This window comes from Vibrio sp. B172a (assembly GCF_030248355.1).
Classification (GTDB): domain Bacteria; phylum Pseudomonadota; class Gammaproteobacteria; order Enterobacterales; family Vibrionaceae; genus Vibrio; species Vibrio owensii.
The window spans coordinates 36,412-58,684 of the sequence record NZ_JAHGAC010000003.1 but is presented as its reverse complement, the minus strand read 5'-3'; the positions used below and the strand labels follow the sequence as shown (position 1 = coordinate 58,684).

19 protein-coding genes are annotated in these 22,273 nt (G+C 45.3%); 11 read left to right on the top strand and 8 right to left on the bottom strand.

The genetic code is table 11. The features are described from left to right. Nucleotides 1-91: 91 nt before the first annotated feature. Nucleotides 92-1,519, bottom strand: coding sequence for a sodium-dependent transporter (locus tag KIT90_RS03885; protein ID WP_005442319.1), 1,428 nt, complete (start codon nucleotides 1,517-1,519; stop codon nucleotides 92-94). Between the two features lie 372 nt (nucleotides 1,520-1,891). Between KIT90_RS03885 and cls the strand changes: the two genes are divergently transcribed. The 5 genes from cls to KIT90_RS03860 all read left to right on the top strand — a co-directional run bounded on the left by cls (nucleotide 1,892) and on the right by KIT90_RS03860 (nucleotide 7,902). Further along, nucleotides 1,892-3,349, top strand: a complete 1,458-nt coding sequence (cls, locus tag KIT90_RS03880; RefSeq protein WP_009705786.1) for a cardiolipin synthase — start codon at nucleotides 1,892-1,894, stop codon at nucleotides 3,347-3,349. Between the two features lie 190 nt (nucleotides 3,350-3,539). Then, complete coding sequence (locus KIT90_RS03875) at nucleotides 3,540-4,745, top strand: cystathionine beta-lyase (protein ID WP_258491866.1); 1,206 nt, start codon at nucleotides 3,540-3,542, stop codon at nucleotides 4,743-4,745. A gap of 280 nt (nucleotides 4,746-5,025) precedes the next feature. Then, entirely contained in the window at nucleotides 5,026-5,928 is a 903-nt protein-coding gene (locus KIT90_RS03870; RefSeq protein WP_285375840.1) for a triacylglycerol lipase, read from the top strand. Nucleotides 5,929-5,941: 13 nt separating this feature from the next. Further along, nucleotides 5,942-6,799: a lipase secretion chaperone gene (locus KIT90_RS03865; RefSeq protein ID WP_285375419.1), complete on the top strand. Its 858-nt coding sequence runs from the start codon at nucleotides 5,942-5,944 to the stop codon at nucleotides 6,797-6,799. Nucleotides 6,800-7,113: 314 nt separating this feature from the next. Further along, nucleotides 7,114-7,902: a hypothetical protein gene (locus KIT90_RS03860; protein WP_285375416.1), complete on the top strand. Its 789-nt coding sequence runs from the start codon at nucleotides 7,114-7,116 to the stop codon at nucleotides 7,900-7,902. A gap of 235 nt (nucleotides 7,903-8,137) precedes the next feature. On the opposite strand, the gene KIT90_RS03855 is transcribed toward KIT90_RS03860, so the two are convergent. The 7 genes from KIT90_RS03855 to pspA form a co-directional block, all read right to left on the bottom strand. Next, nucleotides 8,138-8,698: a DNA-3-methyladenine glycosylase I gene (locus KIT90_RS03855; RefSeq protein ID WP_285375413.1), complete on the bottom strand. Its 561-nt coding sequence runs from the start codon at nucleotides 8,696-8,698 to the stop codon at nucleotides 8,138-8,140. Between the two features lie 70 nt (nucleotides 8,699-8,768). Beyond that, nucleotides 8,769-11,879, bottom strand: coding sequence for an efflux RND transporter permease subunit VmeI (gene vmeI, locus KIT90_RS03850; protein WP_132697592.1), 3,111 nt, complete (start codon nucleotides 11,877-11,879; stop codon nucleotides 8,769-8,771). Beyond that, nucleotides 11,876-12,961: an efflux RND transporter periplasmic adaptor subunit gene (locus KIT90_RS03845; protein WP_009705780.1), complete on the bottom strand. Its 1,086-nt coding sequence runs from the start codon at nucleotides 12,959-12,961 to the stop codon at nucleotides 11,876-11,878. The genes vmeI and KIT90_RS03845 overlap by 4 nt, the downstream gene beginning before the upstream one ends. A 1-nt stretch (nucleotide 12,962) precedes the next feature. Beyond that, entirely contained in the window at nucleotides 12,963-13,994 is a 1,032-nt protein-coding gene (locus KIT90_RS03840; protein WP_005437278.1) for an efflux RND transporter periplasmic adaptor subunit, read from the bottom strand. 156 nt (nucleotides 13,995-14,150) lie between these two features. Continuing rightward, nucleotides 14,151-14,540 (bottom strand): envelope stress response membrane protein PspC, encoded by a 390-nt coding sequence (pspC, locus tag KIT90_RS03835; RefSeq protein WP_005437277.1) that lies wholly within the window; start codon nucleotides 14,538-14,540, stop codon nucleotides 14,151-14,153. Then, nucleotides 14,533-14,766, bottom strand: coding sequence for an envelope stress response membrane protein PspB (gene pspB, locus KIT90_RS03830; protein ID WP_005437276.1), 234 nt, complete (start codon nucleotides 14,764-14,766; stop codon nucleotides 14,533-14,535). Before pspB ends, pspC begins: the two co-directional genes overlap by 8 nt. A 14-nt stretch (nucleotides 14,767-14,780) precedes the next feature. Beyond that, nucleotides 14,781-15,452: a phage shock protein PspA gene (pspA, locus tag KIT90_RS03825; RefSeq protein ID WP_005425704.1), complete on the bottom strand. Its 672-nt coding sequence runs from the start codon at nucleotides 15,450-15,452 to the stop codon at nucleotides 14,781-14,783. Nucleotides 15,453-15,685: 233 nt separating this feature from the next. Here pspA and pspF point away from each other — a divergent pair, with 233 nt between their 5' ends. The 6 genes from pspF (at nucleotide 15,686) to KIT90_RS03795 (ending at nucleotide 22,205) form a co-directional block, all read left to right on the top strand. Further along, the gene (gene pspF, locus KIT90_RS03820) at nucleotides 15,686-16,696 is read left to right on the top strand and encodes a phage shock protein operon transcriptional activator (protein ID WP_045478666.1); all 1,011 of its coding nucleotides are present in this window, start codon (nucleotides 15,686-15,688) and stop codon (nucleotides 16,694-16,696) included. 279 nt (nucleotides 16,697-16,975) lie between these two features. Then, nucleotides 16,976-18,595 (top strand): ABC transporter substrate-binding protein SapA, encoded by a 1,620-nt coding sequence (gene sapA / locus KIT90_RS03815; RefSeq protein ID WP_039842532.1) that lies wholly within the window; start codon nucleotides 16,976-16,978, stop codon nucleotides 18,593-18,595. Further along, nucleotides 18,595-19,557, top strand: coding sequence for an ABC transporter permease subunit (locus KIT90_RS03810; RefSeq protein WP_005437264.1), 963 nt, complete (start codon nucleotides 18,595-18,597; stop codon nucleotides 19,555-19,557). The genes sapA and KIT90_RS03810 overlap by 1 nt, the downstream gene beginning before the upstream one ends. Continuing rightward, nucleotides 19,544-20,431, top strand: a complete 888-nt coding sequence (locus KIT90_RS03805; RefSeq protein ID WP_285375395.1) for an ABC transporter permease subunit — start codon at nucleotides 19,544-19,546, stop codon at nucleotides 20,429-20,431. Before KIT90_RS03810 ends, KIT90_RS03805 begins: the two co-directional genes overlap by 14 nt. Then, nucleotides 20,431-21,426 carry an oligopeptide/dipeptide ABC transporter ATP-binding protein gene (locus tag KIT90_RS03800; RefSeq protein WP_039842531.1) on the top strand — a complete coding sequence of 332 codons (996 nt, stop codon included), beginning with the start codon at nucleotides 20,431-20,433 and terminating at the stop codon, nucleotides 21,424-21,426. Before KIT90_RS03805 ends, KIT90_RS03800 begins: the two co-directional genes overlap by 1 nt. Beyond that, nucleotides 21,423-22,205: an ATP-binding cassette domain-containing protein gene (locus tag KIT90_RS03795; protein ID WP_005437261.1), complete on the top strand. Its 783-nt coding sequence runs from the start codon at nucleotides 21,423-21,425 to the stop codon at nucleotides 22,203-22,205. Before KIT90_RS03800 ends, KIT90_RS03795 begins: the two co-directional genes overlap by 4 nt. Nucleotides 22,206-22,273: the final 68 nt, after the last annotated feature.

Genomic DNA, 22,273 nt, shown 5'->3' with positions numbered 1-22,273 from the left:
TATGAATTAACTCATTCTTATAAATGATAAATATAAAAAAGCGGGAGCCTGTTAGGACTCCCACTTTCTATCGTTTGTTTAATCTAGATTTTTATAGCTTTCTAGAGAAGATACCAGCGACTGCGATGATACCAATACCTAGTAGCATGATTTCGCCTTTACCGCTGTCGAAACCAGACTTGATACCCATGAAGGCTACGATTGCGATAGCAACTGGGATTACGTATTTCACTAGGTTGTACCAAAGACCAAACAGTGGGAAAGATACTTTGCCGTCGTTAGTGATTTCTTTCTCTAGGTCAGCACGGTTTAGACGCCAACCTGCGAAGATACATACCAACATACCGCCAACTGCTAGGAAGATCTTATCCGTTAGTAGGTCGAAGATATCAAATGCGCCCGTACCGAATAGTGTTGGACCAACACCACCAAGTGATAGCGATGCGAACACACACAGTGTCGCCATTACAACACTTGCAGAGATAACCGCTGTTGAACGCTTCAGACCTTTCTCATCGATTAGGTAAGAAACCACTACCTCTAGTAGAGATACTGAAGACGTCAATGCTGCTACTGTTAGACCGATGAAGAACATCAGAGCAAATAGAAGACCAATTACGCCGCCCATTTCAGCAAACAGTTGAGGTACAACTACGAATACCAGACCTGGACCTGCTGCTGGCTCCATACCGAATGCGAACATTGCTGGGAACATTGCTACACCCGCTAGGATTGCAACACCTGTGTCCATTGCAGTAACCATACCGGTTGTTTGAACTAGGTTCTCTTTCTTCTTCAGGTAAGAACCGTAAGTCATCATACAACCCATACCTAGACTTAGAGAGAAGAATGCCTGACCTAGCGCCGCTAGAACAACATTGCTGTCTACTTTCGAGAAGTCTGGCATGAATAGGAACTCAAGACCTGCCATTGCGCCCGGTAGCATCAAACCTTTCACTGATACAACGATCAGGATAAGGAATAGAAGAGGCATTAGGATTTTACCCGCTTTCTCGATACCGCCAGAAATACCTTTCATTACGATAACGATGTTTAGGAACAGGTAAACACCCATCCACATTAGCGGTTGAACTGGATCAGAAATGAATCCGCCGAAGCTATCACCGATGGCTTCAGGAGCACTTAGTAGACCACCACCTACTTTAAAGATGTACGCTAGCGCCCAGCCACCTACTACAGGGTAGAAACCCATGATCAGTAGACCACTTAGTACGCCGATAACACCCGTAAATGTCCAACGACGGTCAGTAGATTTGAAAGCACCTACTGCTGAAAGACCTGTCTTACGACCAATAGCGAATTCAGTAAGCATTACGCTAAAGCCGATAAAAATAACAAATAGAAGGTAGATTGCAACGAACGCACCGCCGCCGCTCTCACCAGCTGTGTAAGGGAATTTCCATATATTGCCTAAACCGACAGCGGAACCCGCTGCTGCCATTACGAAGCCTAGTTTAGACCCCCACGTATCACGTGGTGCTGCTGTATTTGTAGCCACGCTTTTTCTCCAAAATGTATTGTTGTGTTTGCATAGAGATAGGCGTCTAGAATATGTTCGTGTAAAAAATAATGTACACTTTATAAGATGTTTGTATGACGCTCTATGTATGGCAAGTAAAGCAGTTTCAATTTAAAATTGGAACCCCGATCAGCACATTTATCGCACAAATGTATCATTGTTCACGCTAAATGCTGCTTTTTTGCGCAAAAGTTAAAGTTTCATCCAACTTTTCACACCTCAGTAACACAAACCCCCGTTATAAAATTCATTTCACAACACAAAATCACTTATCCGTGATGGTATGAAAATAGTTTCCCGTTCCGCCATTTACGCTTAATATCCATATTGGGCTTATTACTTTTGGCGTATATGGACAAGTTCTATCACTTTCTCACCCTAGCCAGCATCGGACTTTATTGGTTCTTAGTCGCTGGTGTTACTATTCGTGTCGTATTAAAACGTCGCGCTGTCAGCGTTTCTCTCGCATGGCTCATGATCATCTACATCCTGCCAGTGCTTGGTGTTGCCTGTTACTTCCTGTTTGGTGAGCTCAACCTTGGCCGAAAACGTGCAGAACGTGCCAAAGTCATGTTCACGCCATTCCAGCAATGGTTCACTCAGTTAAATGATTGTAACGCGCATGTTCCAGAAGCCATGGGACGTCACATCTATCGCATCGATGAGTTATGTAACAACCGTCTTGGCCTTCCAGCACTGAGTGGTAACACGCTTTCACTTCAACAATCGCCGGATGAGATTCTCCATTCAATCATTGAAGATATCGAAAACGCGCAACACAGCATTCGAATGGTGTTCTACATTTGGCATCCGGGCGGTTTGGCCGACTCTGTTGCTTCTGCATTGATTCAAGCTGCAAAGCGTGGCGTGGATGTTAAGCTGCTGCTCGACTCAGCCGGTAGCCCTCGCTTCTTCCGTAGCCCTTGGTACAAGATGATGAAAGATGCGGGCATCGATGTGGTGCAGGCATTAGAAGTAAAGATGTGGCGTATTTTCCTCCGCCGATTGGATTTGCGTCAGCATCGGAAGATCATCGTGATTGATGACGAGATAGCCTATACAGGTTCCATGAACTTGGTTGATCCTGCTTTCTTTAAACAGAATAGTGGCGTGGGCCAATGGATCGATATCATGGTGCGTGTTACAGGGCCAACAGTAAACGTATTGAGCGCTATCCATTGTTGGGATTGGGAAGTCGAGACTGGCGAGCGTCAGTTTCCAAAGCACCCAGAGTGCCGCATTGACAACAGCGATGAGTTTCAACATCCAATTCAGGTAGTTCCATCTGGTCCGGGGATGCCAGAGTACTTGATTTACCAAGTACTGACGCTGGCAATCAATCAAGCGAACCGCTCTGTCAGAATCACAACGCCTTACTTTGTGCCGAGCACAGACTTATTGGAAACGCTTAAAATGACCGCACAACGCGGCATAGAAGTGGAGCTGATCATTCCGCATAAGAACGATTCAATGATGGTTCAGTGGGCTTCGCGTGCGTTCTATAGTGAGTTACTTGCGGCAGGAGTCAAAATCTATGAATTTTATGGCGGTTTGCTACACACGAAATCGGTGGTGATTGACCAACAGTTTTGTTTGGTTGGTACGGTCAACATGGACATGCGAAGCTTGTGGCTGAACTTTGAAGTAACGCTTGCGGTAGACGACGAAGAGTTCACAAGACAAATGTCGTGGCTACAGGATACTTACATCAGTCAGTCTCATACGGTTGATAAAGTCGAGTGGGAAAAGCGCAGCATCTTTTCTCGATTCCTAGAACGTGTTTTCTATTTATTTAACCCATTACTGTAATAAATAGATGAAAACCGATAAATCCATAGAAAACCGACAGATTCACGCTGTCGGTTTTCTTTATCCCCCTCTCTACTCCTCATTTTCACATGATGCTCTGACGAGTCCTGTCATTTCCATTTTTCCCTTGCAAACCACCCTTGGTCCATGTTTTAAATATTGAAAATCGTAATTTAGACAGGGAATTTTTATGTCAGAAGGCAAAAAGACCAAATTCGTTACCGCAGGTCGAGACAAGAAATGGACTAACGGCGTCGTAAACCCACCAGTACAGCGCGCTTCAACCATCGTTTTTGATACGGTTGCTGAAAAGAACCAAGCAATGCTCAACCGTACAAATAAAACACTCTTCTACGGACGCCGCGGCACGAATACACACTTTGCTTTCCAAGATGCCATGGTCGAAATTGAAGGCGGTGCGGGTTGTGCTCTATACCCATGTGGTACGGCTGCGATTTCTAATGCCATCCTGTCTTTTGTTGAAACGGGCGATCACATCTTAATGGTGGATACCTGTTACGAACCGACTCGCGACTTCTGCGACACCATCATGAAGAAGATGGGCGTCGAGACAACTTACTTTGATCCTATGATTGGTGAAGGCATTCGTGAGCTTATTCAACCGAATACCAAAATCTTGTTCCTAGAATCTCCTGGCTCAATCACCATGGAAGTGATGGATGTCCCAACGATGGCGAACATTGCCCATGAGCAAGACATCATCGTCATGTTGGACAACACTTGGGGGGCCGGTGTGAATTTCTCACCATTCGAGCACGGTGTTGATATCTCTATTCAAGCAGCAACCAAGTACATTGTTGGTCATTCAGATGTAATGCTGGGTACGGCAGTCGCTTCAGAGAAATACTGGGACCAGCTGCGCGAACAAAGCTACCTTATGGGACAATGCGTTTCTCCTGATGATGCATACCTTGGTCTGCGCGGAATTCGTACTTTGGATGTTCGCTTACGCCAGCATGCAGAGAACAGCCTGAAAGTCGCACAGTGGTTGGCAAGCCGCCCTGAAGTCGATCACGTTCGTCACCCTGCTCTAGAAAGCTGCCCTGGTCATGAGTTCTTTAAACGCGACTTTACTGGCGGTAATGGCTTGTTCTCATTCGTATTGAAAAGCTCGTACCCGAAAGCAACCACAGCATTATTGGATGGCATGAAGCACTTCAGTATGGGTTACTCATGGGGTGGTTTTGAGAGTTTGATTTTAGCCAATGAGCCAAAGAGCTTTAACAGCTTGCGTACAGTGGCGAATCCAAACTTCGAAGGCACACTTGTCCGCCTGCACATCGGTCTCGAAGATGTTGAAGATCTCATTGCCGACCTTGAAGCTGGCTTCGAGCGATACAACGCACTCGTACTTGAAAAAGAAGCCTCTTTATAAGCATTCAGAAAAATTATTAAATAGCCTCGTACTGCGAGGCTATTTTTTTACCTCTCATTACAGAGTTACTAACTCATTGTCTTAATTAGAATTAACTAACACCCTAATATTCATCAATTCAATGTTAATCATATCTGTTGATTTTCTTTTGAGTAATCACAGATTAAAACAATGTGCCACAAACGAACTTCTCAACCGCAAAACTTATCTCCTATTTTATAAAACTCATAAGAGGTCATACCACAAGGAGATAGTTTTGAAACTCAGATTCATAACAACAATGCTTTTCGTTTTAAGCACCTTACCCTTTGCATCTGCCAACGCCAGTGGTTACACGGAGACTAAATATCCCATCGTTCTTGTTCATGGGTTGTTTGGCTTTGATACCTTAGCCGGTGTCGATTACTTCTATGGCATCCCACACTCTCTGACCAAAGATGGCGCAACGGTTTATGTTGCCCAAGTGTCTGCGACCAACAGTAGTGAAGCTCGCGGTGAGCAGCTTTTGGCACAGGTTGAAACGCTTCTTGCTGCAACAGGCGCACAGAAGGTCAACTTGATTGGACACAGTCACGGAGGCCCAACAACACGCTATGTTGCCTCCATACGTCCAGACTTAGTGGCATCCGTTACCAGCATCGGAGGAGTAAATAAGGGCTCTAAAGTTGCAGATATAGTACGCGGAACGGTGCCTGAAGGCTCTATCAGTGAAGGCGTGGCCGTGAAGTTGGTAGAAGGACTCGTGACACTGATTAACCTACTTTCAGGTGGCACAGACCTCGACCAAGATCCATTGGCCTCTTTAGAAGCTCTAACCACCGAAGGTTCTTTGACGTTCAACCAATATTATCCGGAAGGCATCCCAACCAGTGAATGCGGAGATGGTGATTTATTGGCATCCAATGGCGTGTATTACTACTCATGGACGGGCTCTTCGAACTTTACCAATCTGTTTGACCCTACTGACGGCGCAATGGTCGTATTAGGCTTAGCATTTGATGGTCCGAACGATGGCCTTGTCGGGGTATGCAGTACTCACCTAGGTAAGGTGATTCGTGACAACTATAAGATGAATCATCTGGATGAAATCAACGGATTACTTGGCATTCATCACTTATTCGAAACAGACCCAGTCACACTGTATCGTCAGCATGCAAATCGCCTGAAGCTGCAAGGTCTATAAAAAGGAACTTATCATGAAGAAAGCCGCTCTTGTCATTGTGTCCGTTGTATCACTCATTGGTGTAGGAGCGGTTTATTTGTTTCAACCCCAGTCAGCGCAGCCAACAAAGGCGCATTCACAACAAGACACTACAGTTGATCTTTCCTCACAGAAAGACTTCTTTGAGTACTCATTGAGCAGTCTTGGGGAGCAAAGCCTTGAAGAAATCAAAGGCAACGTAAAAGCTGGCGAATCACAATCAAATTCACTGGGTATCAACACAGAACTGTTCGAAACTTACCTCGTCTACAAAGAAACGTTATCCAAGCTAGAACCGTTCGAAGGAAATTCACTGTCATTGATGGAATTGGAACAACTGAACAACGCCATCTTGTCGATGCAGAGTGAATTTTTTACTGACGAACAAATTGCTCAACTTTTCGGTGAAGAAAATCGTTTACGTCAGTTGGCAATAGACAAACTCGCCATTCGAGAAACCCAATTAGACGCGGATTCTCAACAACAAATGCTCGAAGAAAACCTCGCCTCTCAACCTGAGTATATTCAACAAAGTGAGCGCAATAACGCGCTAGTGATTGAACTAAATCAAACCTCAGAAATGTCTGCACAAGAGAAGTATTTGGCTCGTGTTGATTTGGTGAGCGAAGAAGGCGCCGAACGACTACAGGCTTTGGACGAACAACGAGCCTCGTTTAATGCATCACTCAACGATTATTTAGAGAAACGGGCGGAGATCATCAACAATGATTTCCTCGGCGAAGAAGAAAAGAAAACAGAAATCGCCAGATTAAGAGAACAAAGCTTCGAGCAAAACCAATGGCGTCGCGTCGAAGCTTTAGAAAGGATTCATGATAGTGAAGCGAACAATTAGCTCCTTGGAAACCGAGGAGCATTAAAAAAATATCAAAAAAGATAAATCACCCTACAAAACGCCTCGCAATTAAAACCTCACACCTCTGAGATATGACTTGACCAACATAAGCATAGGAAAGTGATAAAAAAACAAGCGTCACTCCTCTAAAAATGCGCTCCATTTAAGGGAGTATATGGGCGACTAAACTTGCTCACTCTAAGTATTTTTCAACACAAATAGTAAAAAGTAGAAATTATAAAAACTGTAAATAGATTTAATATAATGCGCATTGATAGGATTCGCTCCTATTCAAACATATCAGACAAATAAAAATGAAAAGGTTATTTCTAGCATCTCTTATGTCAGCGACGTTGATTGGTTGTGGTGGTTCTGGTGAGAACTCAGACTCCTCAAACAATGAGTACCCAATATCCACTCTAGCTATTGGCTTAAACACGGCTCTTGTTCTAGAGCCACTAACTGCCGAATTCCATGACAAATATGACCTTGGAGAATATAAGTTATGTTGGATAGATGCGACACAAGAACAATCGTGTCTTGACCCAATAATCCTGTCTAAATATATAGAAGCACCAACTCCCTTCTATATAAATGTTTATGGTGATGCTGAAATCTACTTTACTCCTCTAAACGCTCACTCAAACTACAGTAGCGACATTAAGATTCGAGATAGCATTCAATTTAGACATTCTCATGCAGAATATGATTTAACGCTTACACCTCGAAATCAAGATTATGCTGGTTTTGTGGTTTTCCCTAGTGATGAAGCCCCTGTTCAAAATGTATTCTTGGATTACGAGACAGAGACGGGCGAATACAAACATGCGATGGACAAAGATGAAAACGGCTTGTTCTATGCGTACAAAAACGTAAGCAACTACAATGAAATTGCTAAGTTGACAGTTGAATTTCAATATGGCGAATCAGTTGAAGCATTCGTACCTAGCCCTGAAATTGGTAAGAGCTACAAGTTTGAAATCCAAGAGAGTCACAACACCGATGTTGGTGTGATTATTCAACCCAACCTAGACGATCTAGAAGATGATTGGGGCTGCATTGGCTCTAACTGCACTACTAAAGGCTTCACTATTATTTATTAATAGCTCAGGTACACAAAAATAACGCAGCAACCGCTTAGCTTTCGACAAACTTGAAAGTAATCTCTAAGAGACTCTTATTGTTTCTGAACAGGCCACTCAATGAGTGGCCTGTTCATATGGGACTATGGGTCAAAAAGTGCCACATATCCAAATCAAACATATGGCCAAACTGAATACACTAACACATGAGTGCATATCAGCCTTTAGACTGCTTACATAATAATATACCTAACAATTAGTTAAGCTTTTTAGGACAGCCAACAATATGGTCATCGACCATGCCTACTGCTTGCATGAATGCGTAGCAAATCGTCTCGCCCACAAACTTAAAGCCTCTCTTTTTGAGGAATTTGCTCATAGCTTTGGACTGTTCTGTCGATACTGGCACTTGGCTCATGTCTGTCCAGTGATTCACAATTGGCTTGCCATCAACAAATTGCCATAGCGCAGCGGAAAGGCTTCCATATTCTTCTATCAATTGCTTGGCCGCTTTAGCATTGCTAAATACCGAATTGATTTTACCGCGATGCTTAACCACGTCGTAGTTCTCTACGATGAACTCTGTGCGCTCTTCATCGCGTTGAATTAACTTATCTAAGTCATAGTGCTCAAACGCTTCACGATAGCCTTCTCGCTTTTTCAGAATCGTAATCCAACTCAAGCCAGCTTGCGCACCTTCTAACGTGATGAACTCAAACAACACGGTATCATCATGCACAGGAATGCCCCATTCCGCATCGTGATATTCGCGTTCAAGTGGATGGTTCATTGCCCATACACACGTATTCTGTTCCATATTTAATCCTTATAAAAACGCCCCTGACGGTCAGCCAGAGGCGCTTTAGAACGTTCTTAAAACTCAGTCGTTACTTTGGCACCGCCACCTTGTGGAATAGACGATACAACACTGGCACAACAATTAGTGTCAGTACAGTCGCAAAACCCAAACCAAACATGATGGTTACAGCCATTGGTTTAAAGAAGATATCCGGTAGTAGAGGAATCATACCAAGAATAGTAGTGATTGCCGCCATACATACTGGGCGCACACGACTTACCGCTGCATCCACAACTGCGTCGTACGCATCTTTACCTGACTTCATCTCAATCTCGATCTGGTCAAGCAGTACGATACCGTTTTTCAATACCATGCCTGACAAACTCAAGAAACCAAGCAACGCCATAAAGCCAAACGGCGTGTTCAAGGCGAGCAGACCGGTTGTTACACCAATCAATGCCAGAGGCACCGTTAACCAAACAATCAGCGGCTCTTTAATCGAGTTGAACAAGAAGATGGTGATCAAGAACATGAACAGGTAACCCATTGGCATCGTTGTGAACAATGACGCCTTCGCATCGCCTGATGACTCATATTCACCACCCCACTCTAGTGAGTAACCCGGTGGCATTTCGATCGCTTCAATCTGTGGTTGTAGACGAGCTTGCAATGTTGCCGCCGTCTCTTCACCCAAGATATCTGGATCAGCCATCACCGTTAGCATGCGCTTACGGTTTTTACGAACGATGATTGGGTCTTCCCAACGCATGTCGTAACCCATCGTCACTTGCTGTAGCGGGATAAACTCGCTCTGCGCAGGGCTCCAAATCTTCATGCCTTCGATGTTACGAATGTCGATACGCTCATCTTCAGGAAGGCGAGCTACGATTGGCATAAGCGTTGTGCCATCGCGGTATAAACCGATATTCATACCTGAGAACGACATAGATAGGAAGTCATCCACATCAGACTTAGTGATACCGTAACGACGTGCTTGGCTCTCGTTAAATTGAGGCTCTAGCACTTGAGTACGTTCACGCCAGTCATGACGAATGTTGGTCGCGCCAGGATCTGCATACATCACATCCATCACTTGCGCTGCAATAGTACGAAGCACAGTTGGATCCGAACCGATAACACGCGCTTCAATCTTCGCACCGCCACCAGGACCCAATTCAATTTGCTTCAACTTGTAGTTGATTTCTGGGTAGTTGGTTTTGATGTGCTCTCTAAAACGGTCCATCAGTGGTGCCAACGCTTCGTAGTTCTCTACACGCGTCGTGATTTCACCGTAGGCTGCGTAACTCTTCTCTGGTGAGTAAGTCAGCATGAAACGTTGTAAGCCTTTACCCGCAGTAGTGGTAATGTGCTCAACGTGATCTTGCTTCGCTAGCCAACCTTCAAGCTCTTTCAGTTTGTCGTTTGTCGCGCGAATGTCTGTACCTTCAGGCAACCAAACGTCTAATTGGAAGATAGGAGTGGTTGATGATGGGAAGAAGGCTTGTTTTACATGCGTAAAGCCGTACACACTTGCCGCAAGACCTGCCACCAAAACCACAACCGTAAACCATGCTCGGCGCATACAGAAGTTTAAGAACTTTTTGTACATCACGAAGATGATGCCGTTGTAAGGGTCGTTGTCTTCCCCTTCACCACTCTTGATTTTCTGACCTTTAAAGAAGATGTCAGCAAAGAATGGCGTTAGCGAGATCGCAGTAAACCAACTCAGCATCAGAGAGATAAGTAGTACAGTAAATAAGGTACCACAGTACTCACCCGTCGAGTCTTCTGACAGACCGATTGGAGCGAATGCCGTTACTGCAATCACGGTAGCACCTAACAACGGCCATTTAGTTTGCGTTACGATGTCTGTAGCCGCTTGAAGTCTCGTTCGTCCTTTCTGGGTACCGATGAGTATCCCTTCCACGACCACGATGGCGTTATCCACCAGCATACCCAGTGCGATAACCAGAGCACCCAAAGAGATCCGCTGTAGGTCGATGGCAAAGTACTTCATAAAGATGAAGGTACCTAATACCGTCAACAATAGGATCAGACCAATGAGAAGACCCGAGCGTAACCCCATAAAGAAGAGCAGAACGACGATTACGATGCCCACCGCTTGCGCCAAGCTGACAACGAAACCACTTACCGATTTATCTACTTCTTTTGGCTGGTTATAGATTTCTGAGATCTCAACACCAACCGGTTGTTGGTATTTAAGCTCCGCCACTCGGCGGTCAAACGCTTTGCCCACTTCAACTACGTTAACGCCTTGGGCAAACGAAATACCCATGTTGAGCGCCAACTCGCCATTGTAGTTAATGATGTTGGTTGGAACATCGACATAGCCACGTTTGATTTCCGCTACGTCTTTCAAGAAGATCAGACCTTGCGCGCCCGACTCTGTCAGTAGCAAATCGCCGAGTTCGTCAACGCTCTGGAACTCACCGGTTGGTTGAATACGAATGTACTCATCACCAATTCGGATCGCACCTGCGTCGGAAACGACGTTTTGGGTCGATAGTAGGTTAAATACCGTGTTCGGAGATAGACCAAGACTGCTTAGCTTCTTCATCGAAATCTCAATGAAGACTTGCTCTTGCTGTTGGCCAGATACAGAAACCTTACTCACTCCGTCGACTAATTCGAGCTCACGTCTCAAATAGTCCACATAGTCGAGCAGTTCTTTATAGCTGTACCCATCACCAGTTACGGCCAACAAGATGCCATATACATCACCAAAGTCATCAATGACCGATGGATCATTAACACCCGGCGGTAACGTGCCTTTTAAGTCGTTGACTTTACGGCGTAACTCATCCCAAATCTGCGGTAAGTCATCCGGACCATAGTTGTTTTTCATGGTCACAGTGATTTGCGATAAACCGCGGCTAGAAATGGAGTTAACCTCATCCACATAAGTTAATTGCTGAATCGCTTTTTCGATTGGATAGGTTACCTCTTCTTCAACCTGTTGCGGTGTCGCGCCAGGGTAAGAGGTGACGACCATTGCGTCTTTGATGGTAAAGGCCGGGTCTTCAAGACGACCTAGGCCAAAAAACGCAGAGATACCACCGATTAAGAAGATCAGCGATACCATCCAACTAATTACACGGTTACGAATGAAATACGCCGCGATGCCCGTTACGTTTTCATCATCATCTTTTTGAGGCGCAACGTTATTTTGTTCACTCATTGAGTTGCCTCCTGCTTAACCACTTCCACTTTCATGCCATCTCTTAATCGGGATACACCAGCGACAACCACTTTGTCGTCAAGCTCTAAGCCATCAAGGATTTGAACCGAGGTTTGTGACGCTTTACCAGCACGCACTTGCTTGCGAGTTACGGTATTGTCGTCATTCAAGACCCAAACAAATTTGTTTTCACGATCCAGATCATCACCATCAGCATTAAAAATGGCTTCGATTGGCACGTTGATACCGATGTTAAGGTCTAGGCCGGTCTTTTCATCTTTAGAGGTCACGTCTACTGCCATACCATCAAGAATGTATTCGTTTTCTGGCATAGGCAGAGATAGCGTCACCGTAAAGGTGCCAGTGTTAGGATCTGGTTCTGTGGTGAACTCTTTGATTTGAGCGTTGTACTCATTGCCGCTTGGTACACGAACCACGGCATTGATTCCCGTCAGATGTTCTTCAGTCGGAGGCTGATTAACGTACAAACGGTCAGGAAGCTGAATCAGTACTTCAACGCGATCCACACTGTGAATGTTCACGATGTACTGACCAACTTGAATGTTCTCAAACTGGTCTACGTTTACGCGCGAAATAACACCATCAACCGGTGCTTTTAGCTCTGTAAACGACAAACGAAGCTTGGCTAATTCAAGTTCAGCAAGCGCAATTTGACGCTGTGCTGCGATCTCATCAAATTGTGATTTTGCCAATAGGCCTTTTTTCACTAGAGGGGCTGAACGGCGGTATTGGCTGTCAACCACAGAAAAACGTGCCGATGCGTTATCGACATCAAGCTTGTAATCGGTAGGGTCTAGCGTAGCAATAACATCACCTTTTGTGACCTTATCACCTTCTTTGACCAAGACTCGACTGACCTCGCCCGCAACACGGAAGCTTAAGTGTGAACGGTCAGCCGCATTGGCGACAGCAGGAAAATACAGGTTATCGTCAACCTTCTTACCTTCCAGAGAAGCCACTCGAACGCGCGGCGTTTCAAGTTCTCGCTCCGGCCCTTTGTCACCACAACCTGCCAATAGCATTGCTGAGCAAAGTGTGGTTAAAGCTAAGATTCCTTTCATACTACAGTCCTCGCTCCTTAACCCACTCACGCACTTTGATGCCAGGCTCAATCACGTTGACGCCAGAGATAATAATTTGATCACCATCTTCTAGGCCGGACGCAATCTGCTGTTTCTCGTTCAGCGTTACCGTCACTTTCTCAACGATGCCTTGGTCATTTACACGCCAAACACACGTTTTATCGTTCTCAGTAAACAGTGCTGAATTCGGAATTCTTGTGGCACCTGCATTTTCAGACACCAAATGCACATTACCGGACATACCCGGTAAGATACCGACCCCTTCTGGGCGAGCCATCACCATGGTGACTTTGTAACTGCCCGTTTTAGGATCGGCTTCGGTATCAATTTCTTGGAAGGTCAATTCGAAAGAACGCTCTGGGAACGCATCAAACGTCATTGATGCATGCGCGTTGGCACCTTGCGTAAACTTACTCAACAAGTGATCTGGTAATTGGAATAACACCTTCATCACTTGGTTGGTTTGAATGTTCATGACGCCTTCTTTTGCCGCCACGTATTCATGGTTTTCCGCTGGCAGGTAAGAAATAGTGCCATCGTAAGGGGCAACAAGCTTGGTGTATCTCAGGTTTGCTTTAGCCTGATTCCACTGTGCTTTTGCAGAATTATGATTAGCTTTCGCTGCATCAAAATCTTGCTCAGACACCACTTGTTCTTTACGAAGCTTTTTCGAACGTTCGTATTGAACATCCGCTAGGGTGTAATTCGCACGGGCTTGTTTTTCGAGCAGTGAATACTCGTCAGGGTTGAGTACAGCAAGCACATCGCCTTTGTTGACCATCTGCCCAGCATTGACTTCAATCGACTGAAGCAAACCAGGCACACGGAATGCGAGTACTGCTCGGTCGCCGGCTTCTGTGGTGGCAGGAAAATGTCGTTCAAACTGAGCATTGCCTACAGAGACCGTGAAGAGTTTGGCGGGCCGAGATTCGGGTTCAGGGACTGGTGGCAGCTCTTTTCCACACCCAGAGAGAACCGTCATGACAGCGATTGGAATGAGCGCTTTTCTCATGTTAATTCATCCATTTAAGATCCATTCCTTTTAAAGTAGATGAATTTATGGTGTTCTTCTAGAGCATCAGAGCAAAAAATTTCTTTAAAAATAGCAATTTGAGACAAAAACAAAGCAGGCCGAAGCCTGCTTTATCAATAAATTAGTAACTAATCACTAGAGCTTATTAAACTCTCTGTTTACGCGATAAGTGTCAGAAGTGACATACGCTTCCATGTTGCGAATTTTTCCATCGAGGCGGTTAAAGTCATTTTCCAGCACGCTTAACAGCTGATCTGGACTCTGTCCTTTTTGCCACGGTTTGCTCTTCAACGTATGTTCTTCGCGTGACTTAATGTTCTCGGTATAAGTCATTGGTTGCTTCTCTAGCATGAAGGTCATTGCAATGTAAGCCAACAAGACTAAAAAAGTACCGCCTAGCAAGGCTGCGGAGATCACGACGATACGAATCAACCAAACTTCCGCGCCAAAGTAGTTTGCGACTCCGGCACACACACCGGAGATTTTGCCGTTTACCGGGTCACGATACAGTTCTCGTCTATTCATACTTTCGTCTCCATGTTGGGGACTCCGAGTCTAGGATACGCTCTAATGTTTCAACTCGAGACTGCATCGCTTCCGCTTTTTCAGACAGTACCTGAAGGCGCTCTAGATCTTGGCTCGACAGTGCACTATCTGCTTTGCGTTTGCTGCGATAGTGTAAGAAGAGCCATAGTGGAGCGACAAAGATTAAAAAGACAATCAATGGTCCAGTAATAAAAAATGTCGACATAAATGGCTCCTTTCTTATTTATCGTTCGATGACATCTGTTCTTTCAGTTTTGCCAACTCTTTTTCAATTTCGTCTTGTGCTTGTAGCTCAGCAAACTCTTGGTCTAGCGACTTTGCATTACCCGTTTTCGCGTATAGATCCGCTTCCGCTTCCATCTCGTCAATCTTACGAGAGTATTGCTCGAACTTTGCCATCGCTTCGTTTGTACGACCTGCATGAAGTTGCTTTTGTACATCACGACGGTTAGATGCCGTTTGGTTACGAATCGCTAGCGCTTGCTGCTTCGCGCGAGTTTCTGTGATTTTTGCTTCTAGCTTACCGATTTCGCCAGTCAGTTTCTCAATGGTTTCTTCGACTAGCGTTTGCTCAGTGTGAAGACCTTTAATCACTTGCTCTAGCTTTTGCTTTTCAATCAGAGCAGCACGTGCCAAATCTTCACGCTCTTTCACTAGAGCTAGGCTTGCTTTCTGACCCCACTCAGTGATTTGCTCTTCTAAAGCTTCAACTTTGCGAGCCAACTCTTTTTTGTCTGCAATCGCTTTAGCCGAGTTAGTACGCACTTCTACAAGCGTGTCTTCCATTTCTTGGATGATAAGACGGATCATTTTTTCAGGATCTTCCGCCTTGTCTAGCAATGCACTGATGTTTGAGTTAACGATGTCTGCAAAACGAGAAAAAATACCCATAACGGAACTCCTCTTTTTTCCTATTTAAACTCGACAAGGTGGTGATTCACCTTGTGTCTCCCTTTAGATATAACAAGTAGCGTGCCAACTTTTATTTTCTTTTATAAACAGCACCTTACGCATTTTGTTGTTGTTACACTCCGTTATGCTATGATGGTTTTTACCAACTGTTGGTAAATTTCACCAACTCCAATACTGTAAATCGTGGCTAGATAGAAAATAAGAAGGATTTTATGAAGCAGAACCTCATTGGTGAATCGCCCGCTTTTCTCGCCGTACTAGATAAAGTATCACAACTTGCGCCGATTGAACGTCCTGTTCTCATCATTGGGGAACGAGGTACAGGTAAAGAACTCATCGCGCAACGTTTACACTATTTATCAAAGCGTTGGGATAAGCCACTGCTTTCTCTAAACTGTGCGACATTAAGCGAAGGTCTGATTGATTCAGAACTGTTTGGCCACGAATCCGGCTCATTTACAGGATCTAAAGGTAAGCACAAAGGCCGCTTCGAACGCGCAGAAGGTGGTACCTTATTCCTTGATGAATTGGCGACAGCTCCTCTTCTTGTTCAAGAAAAACTTCTACGCGTGATTGAATATGGTGAGTACGAACGTGTTGGCGGACATACTGCACTGACTGCAGATGTGCGTTTAGTTTGTGCAACCAATGCCGATTTACCAAAACTGGCGGAACAAGGCGATTTCCGCGCAGATTTACTCGACCGTTTAGCGTTTGACGTCATCATGCTTCCACCACTGAGAGAGCGAAAGGAAGACATTCTTTCCCTTGCCGAGCATTACGCGATCAAGATGTGCCGTGAATTGCAGTTGGAATACTTTGTTGGCTTTACGGAAGAAGCACAACAATCACTTTTGGATTACGCTTGGCCGGGCAACGTACGTGAGTTAAAGAACGTGATTGAGCGTGCGATTTATCGTCATGGTTTAAACTCTGATCCGATAGAACATCTTATCTTTAACCCATTTGAAGCGGGTTGGGATAACGCGTTAGGCCATACAGCAAATCAAGAAGAATCAGAACCTGCAGAAACGGCACCGAGATCCGAGATTCGCTTCCCTCTGGATTACAAACAGTGGCAAGAAGACCAAGATATCGAACTGCTTAACCGCGCTTTAGAAGAAGCGAAGTTTAACCAACGCCAAGCGGCAGAGCTATTGGGGCTAAGTTACCACCAGCTCAGAGGTATGGTCAGAAAATATGGCTTAGTTGGTCAAGGATAAATAGCACCTGCTCTCTCACTCTAGCGTTGTCTCACTATACTAAGGAAAACAAGCCGTTTCCTAACCAGTGGCAAATCACACACATAGTGAGCAATTTGAGAGGCAAATAAGGTCGCCAACCAGAAATGATACGGTAATTTGATCTAACACCTCGCTACGCAACGATTTTATGTTTGGAGCGAGTTGGCAAAGGTGATAAATTAGCGGGATCATTTTCGCTTGTCATCCCTGATGCAAATAGCAGAAGGAACAAGCAAAGTCCAATGACCATTTCATATTATGAAAGCTTTTATAAGACTATCGCTGAGCCTTATTGGTATTAGCTTACTCACCGCATGTGGTGACGAAATCGATCACAATGATATTCGAGAGAATGGCTTTGTGTTTTGTGGGCAAGGTAAGCCAACCACGTTTAACCCTCAGCTCATTGACAGCGGCATCACAGCCGAAGCATTAAGTCCTCAGCTGTACGACACGCTGCTCACCCTCGATCCTAAATCTCACCAACCTGTCGCAAACCTTGCGGAAAGTTGGTCGGTCAACGACGAAGGTACGGAATACACGTTTAGCTTAAAACAAGACGTCGCGTTTCAAAAAACCGCTTGGTTCACACCAACTCGTCCGTTTAACGCCCAAGATGTGGTATTCAGCTTTAAGCGAATCATTGATGTAGACCATCCGTTTCACGACGTCGGTGGTGGTTTTTATCCATGGTTTGCAGGTTTGGATTTCCAAAACCTCGTTAAAGATGTGATTGCTCTGGATGACCACACGGTTAAGTTCGTACTTTCTCAGCCTAACTTTGCTTTTTTGGCAAATATCGCCACTAGCCATGCTGTTTTGCTATCTGCCGAATACGGGCAGCAATTGGCAGAGAAGGATGAAAAAGCACAAATCGATATGTTGCCGATTGGTACTGGTCCTTACCAACTAAAAGAGTATCAAGTAAACGATTTGATTCGCTTGGAACGTCATCCAAAATACTGGAAGTCACCGGCGAAGATGGAACAAGTGGTATTCGACATTTCTCACCGCGGTACTGGTACGCTGGCTAAGCTTTTGAGAAATGAATGTGATGTTTTGGCGTCACCGATTTCTAGCCAGATCCCAATCATTCAAGAAACGGAAAACCTTGAGTTAACCGCAACACCTGCGAACAACGTTTCTTTTATTGCGATTAACACTGGTCACCCTGCTCTTCGCGATCCTCGTGTTCGACAAGCACTGAATCTCGCGATCAATCGTCAGAACATTCTTGATTCGGTTTACTACGGAACAGGCACTCAAGCCTATACCCTACTTCCTCCTAATTCTTGGGCTTACCAAAAAGACAGCGTAAAAATCCGTTATGACCGTAACTACGCCCTAGCCCTATTGCGAGAAGCGGGTTATGAAAAAGGGCTTCAGTTAACTATGTGGGTACCTTTAGAGCCACGCGCATTCAATCCAAGCCCACGCAAAACCGCTGAACTGATTCAAGCTAACTTTGCGGATATTGGCGTTGATTTACGACTTCTGACCGATGACCGTTTTGAGCGCACTCAGTTAGAAACCATCAATGATGTCGATTTACTGCTAACGGGCTGGATTGGTGATACAGGCGATCCGGATAACTTCTTCCGTCCACTGCTCTCTTGTGAATCTGAGCGCGTTGGTTTGAACGTTTCAATGTGGTGTAACGACGACTTCGACTTCTTGTTGGATCTTGCGTTAGAAACAGAGCAACAACGTTACCGTTTGAACTTGTACCGCCAAGCGCAAAACATATTGAACGAAGAGTTCCCGGTGATTCCGCTAGCTCATGGTGTTCAATTCCGTGTTCACGATAAATCGCTGAAAGGCTTTAAGTCGAGCCCTTTCAATGCACAACCTTTTGATAGAGTTGAGAGAATTCATTAATGTTTTGGTACGCCGTAAGACGTCTTAATCTGTTTGTCATCACTTTGATGATTCTCACGTTAGTGGGCTTTTCACTCCTGCGTTTGGATCCCACTTCCCACTGGGCAAACGTTGAATTTTGGTCGGGTTGGCAAAGTTATTTAGTCGAGTTGTCTCAGCTTAACTTCGGCATCAGTAAAAATGGCAATCCTATTTACGAAGAACTCGCTGTCGTTTTCCCTGCGACGTTAGAGCTGTGTTTCTTTGCATTCGTAGTGTCGCTACTTATCGGTATTCCACTTGGTACCATTGCAGGCATGAAACAAGGTAAATGGCTTGATACCAGTATCTCGTTTGTGTCGATGTCAGGTTACTCTGCGCCTATCTTCTGGGTTGCTCTCATGCTGATTATGGTGTTTTCGCTTCAGTATCATGTGTTCCCAGTTGCGGGACGCTATGACTTACTTTATGAAATCGACCACGTAACAGGATTCGCCATCATTGATGCTTTCATGGCAAAAGGTGAATACCGAGCGCATGCACTGCAAAGCGTTATTGAGCATATGATTTTGCCATGTTTGGTATTGGCATTAACGCCAACCACCCAGGTCATTGGCTTGATGCGAGCATCGGTTGCAGAAGTGATGAGCCAAAACTACATCCGTGCTGCGCGAATCAAAGGTTTGTCGAACCGCGAGATCGTGACTCAACACGTACTTCGTAATGCGATTCCACCCATCATTCCAAAGGTTGGGGTTCAACTTTCGAGCATGATTACTCTCGCGATCATCACTGAATCCATCTTCAACTGGCCTGGCATTGGTCGCTGGTTGTTAGACGCTCTTTCGAATCAAGATTATGCTTCGATTCAAGCGGGTGTAATGGTTCTAGCAACCCTTGTTTTAACTGCCAACATCCTTTCGGATCTGATTGGTGCCATGATTAACCCTCTGGTGAGAAAGGAATGGTATGCTAACAAATAACGTTTATCAGGAAGAACGCATTCCAACCCAGTTCGAACGTTTCTGGCGCAGCTACCGTGCGAACAGCTTGGCAATGTTCGGCTTGTGGTGTTTGGCTTTCATTGTACTGATTACCATCTTTGCTCCACTGCTAGCACCCTACGATCCGCAAGCGCAATCGGGCGAATTACTGGTTCCGCCATCATGGGCACCGGCAGGCACTGTTGATTACTTTTTAGGAACCGATGACTTAGGTCGTGACATTCTTTCACGCCTTATCATGGGCTCTCAGTTGACGTTTGGTGCAGCGGTTGCAATCACAGCAATTGCAGCTCTTATCGGTTGCTTTATTGGCGTGTTAGCGGGTATGACCAAAGGCCTTTTGTCTAGCACACTGAACCACCTTCTCGACACCGTCATGTCAATTCCATCACTGCTGCTTGCCATCATTTTTGTGGCTTTCTTGGGCTTTGGGGAATTCAATATTCTATTGGCGATATGTTTGGCTTTGATTCCGCGCTTTATTCGCTCGGTTTATATTGCCGTGCATACCGAAGTTGAGAAAGATTACATCATGGCTGCCCGTTTGGACGGTGCTAACGACTTCTACTTGCTTTGGAACTCGATTCTACCGAACGTGTTAACAGTCATCGCGGCAGAAATCACCTTAGCACTTTCTGTTGCGATTCTTGATATCACCGCACTGGGTTTCCTTGGTCTTGGTGCACAGGCGCCAAGCACGGAATGGGGTGCAATTCTTGGTGACTCTGTTGAACTGATTTACATCGCACCTTGGACGGTGACGCTACCCGGTCTCACCATTATGTTTACTGTTGTTGTTCTAAACTTAGTGGGTGAAGGTGTACGCCAAGCGCTCAATGCGGGGATCGAATAATGCCGTTGTTAGATATTCGACATTTAACCATTGAAATTGAAACGCCATCGGGCTTAGTGAAAGCCGTAGACCGCATGAGCATTACCCTAAACGAGGGGGAAATACGCGGCCTAGTGGGCGAATCTGGGTCAGGTAAAAGTCTCGTCGCCAAAGCGATTGTTGGGGTTTGTAAAGACAACTGGAAAGTCACCGCTGACCGAATGCGCCTTGGTAACATCGACTTACTTCAATTGACGCCGAAAGAGCGCCGAAGAGTGATTGCGCGTGACATCGCGATGATCTTCCAAGAGCCTTCAACCTGTTTGGATCCTTCTGAAGAAGTAGGACGTCAGTTGATCGAATCGATCCCTTCTCGCTCTTTTGAAGGCAAATGGTGGGAGCGATTCAAGTGGCGTAAGAAGCAGGCGATTGCCCTACTCCATAAAGTCGGTATCAAAGATCACAAACGTTTGATGGGCAGCTACCCGTACGAGCTAACAGACGGTGAATGTCAAAAAGTCATGATCGCAATGGCGATTGCAACCAAGCCGAAAATCTTGATTGCCGACGAGCCAACCAACGACCTTGACCCTATTACTCAGTCACAAATTTTGCGTTTGTTGAGCCGAATGAATCAGCTTAACAACACCACGATTGTGTTGATTGGGCACGACTTGACCACGATTACTCAGTGGGCGAATCGTATTACAGTAATGTACTGTGGCCAGTCGGTAGAATCCGCCGATACAGAAAAACTGATTGCGGCACCAAAACACCCGTATACCGCAGCACTGCTCAAAGCGATGCCAGACTTTAATGACTGGATCCCGCATAAGCAAAAACTGCAATCGCTGCCGGGTTCCATCCCTCCTTTGCAGCACTTACCAATTGGTTGTCGCTTAGGGCCGCGTTGTCCTTATGCACAAAGACAATGTGTGGAGATTCCACACACGAAGCGTATTAAGAATCACAAATTTAGCTGTCACTTCCCATTGAACACGGAGAAACATTCATGAGTGCGTTGCTTGAAGTCGATAACCTATCGAAACAGTTTGTCACGCGCTCAGGTCTGTTCAAACGCACAGTCAAGGAAGCGGTAAAACCGGTTAGCTTTACTCTAGAACCAGGCCAAACCATTGGCTTTATCGGTCAAAACGGTTCAGGTAAATCAACCCTAGCGCGTATGCTTGCTGGTGTAGTTGAGCCAAGCTCTGGCGAGATTCGCGTGAATGGTGAACGTCTAGAGCACAAAGATTATTCGACGCGCTGTAAGCTGATTCGGATGATTTTCCAAGATCCAAACACCTCTTTGAATCCTCGAATTCAGATCGGTCGTATTTTGGAAGGCCCGCTAAAACGAAACACCAACATGCCGCCGGATGCACGAATGAAGCGTGTGAAGGATACGTTGCTACGCGTAGGTTTGTTACCGGAACATGCTTACTTCTACCCACAGATGCTGGCAGCGGGTCAAAAGCAGCGTGTGTGTCTTGCTCGTGCTTTGATTCTTCAACCGTCTATCATCGTCGCTGATGAGGCACTAAACGGTCTCGACATGGCAATGCGCTCTCAGATCATTAACCTGTTCTTGGAGCTACAAGAAGAGATGGGATTGTCGTTTGTTTACGTGTCTCAACATATCGGCATTGTGAAACACATTACCGATAAAGTGATGGTGATGCATGAAGGCGAAGTGGTCGAATTTGGTGAGACAAACCAAGTTTTAACCAACCCAGAGCATGCGATTACTCAACGACTGGTAGAGAGTCACTTCTACAAAGCGCCAAACCACTAAAAACTGATCGAGTAGTAAGTCTCTAGTATTCGCTTCCTCAAAAAAAACCTCCTCTAAAAACAATAAAG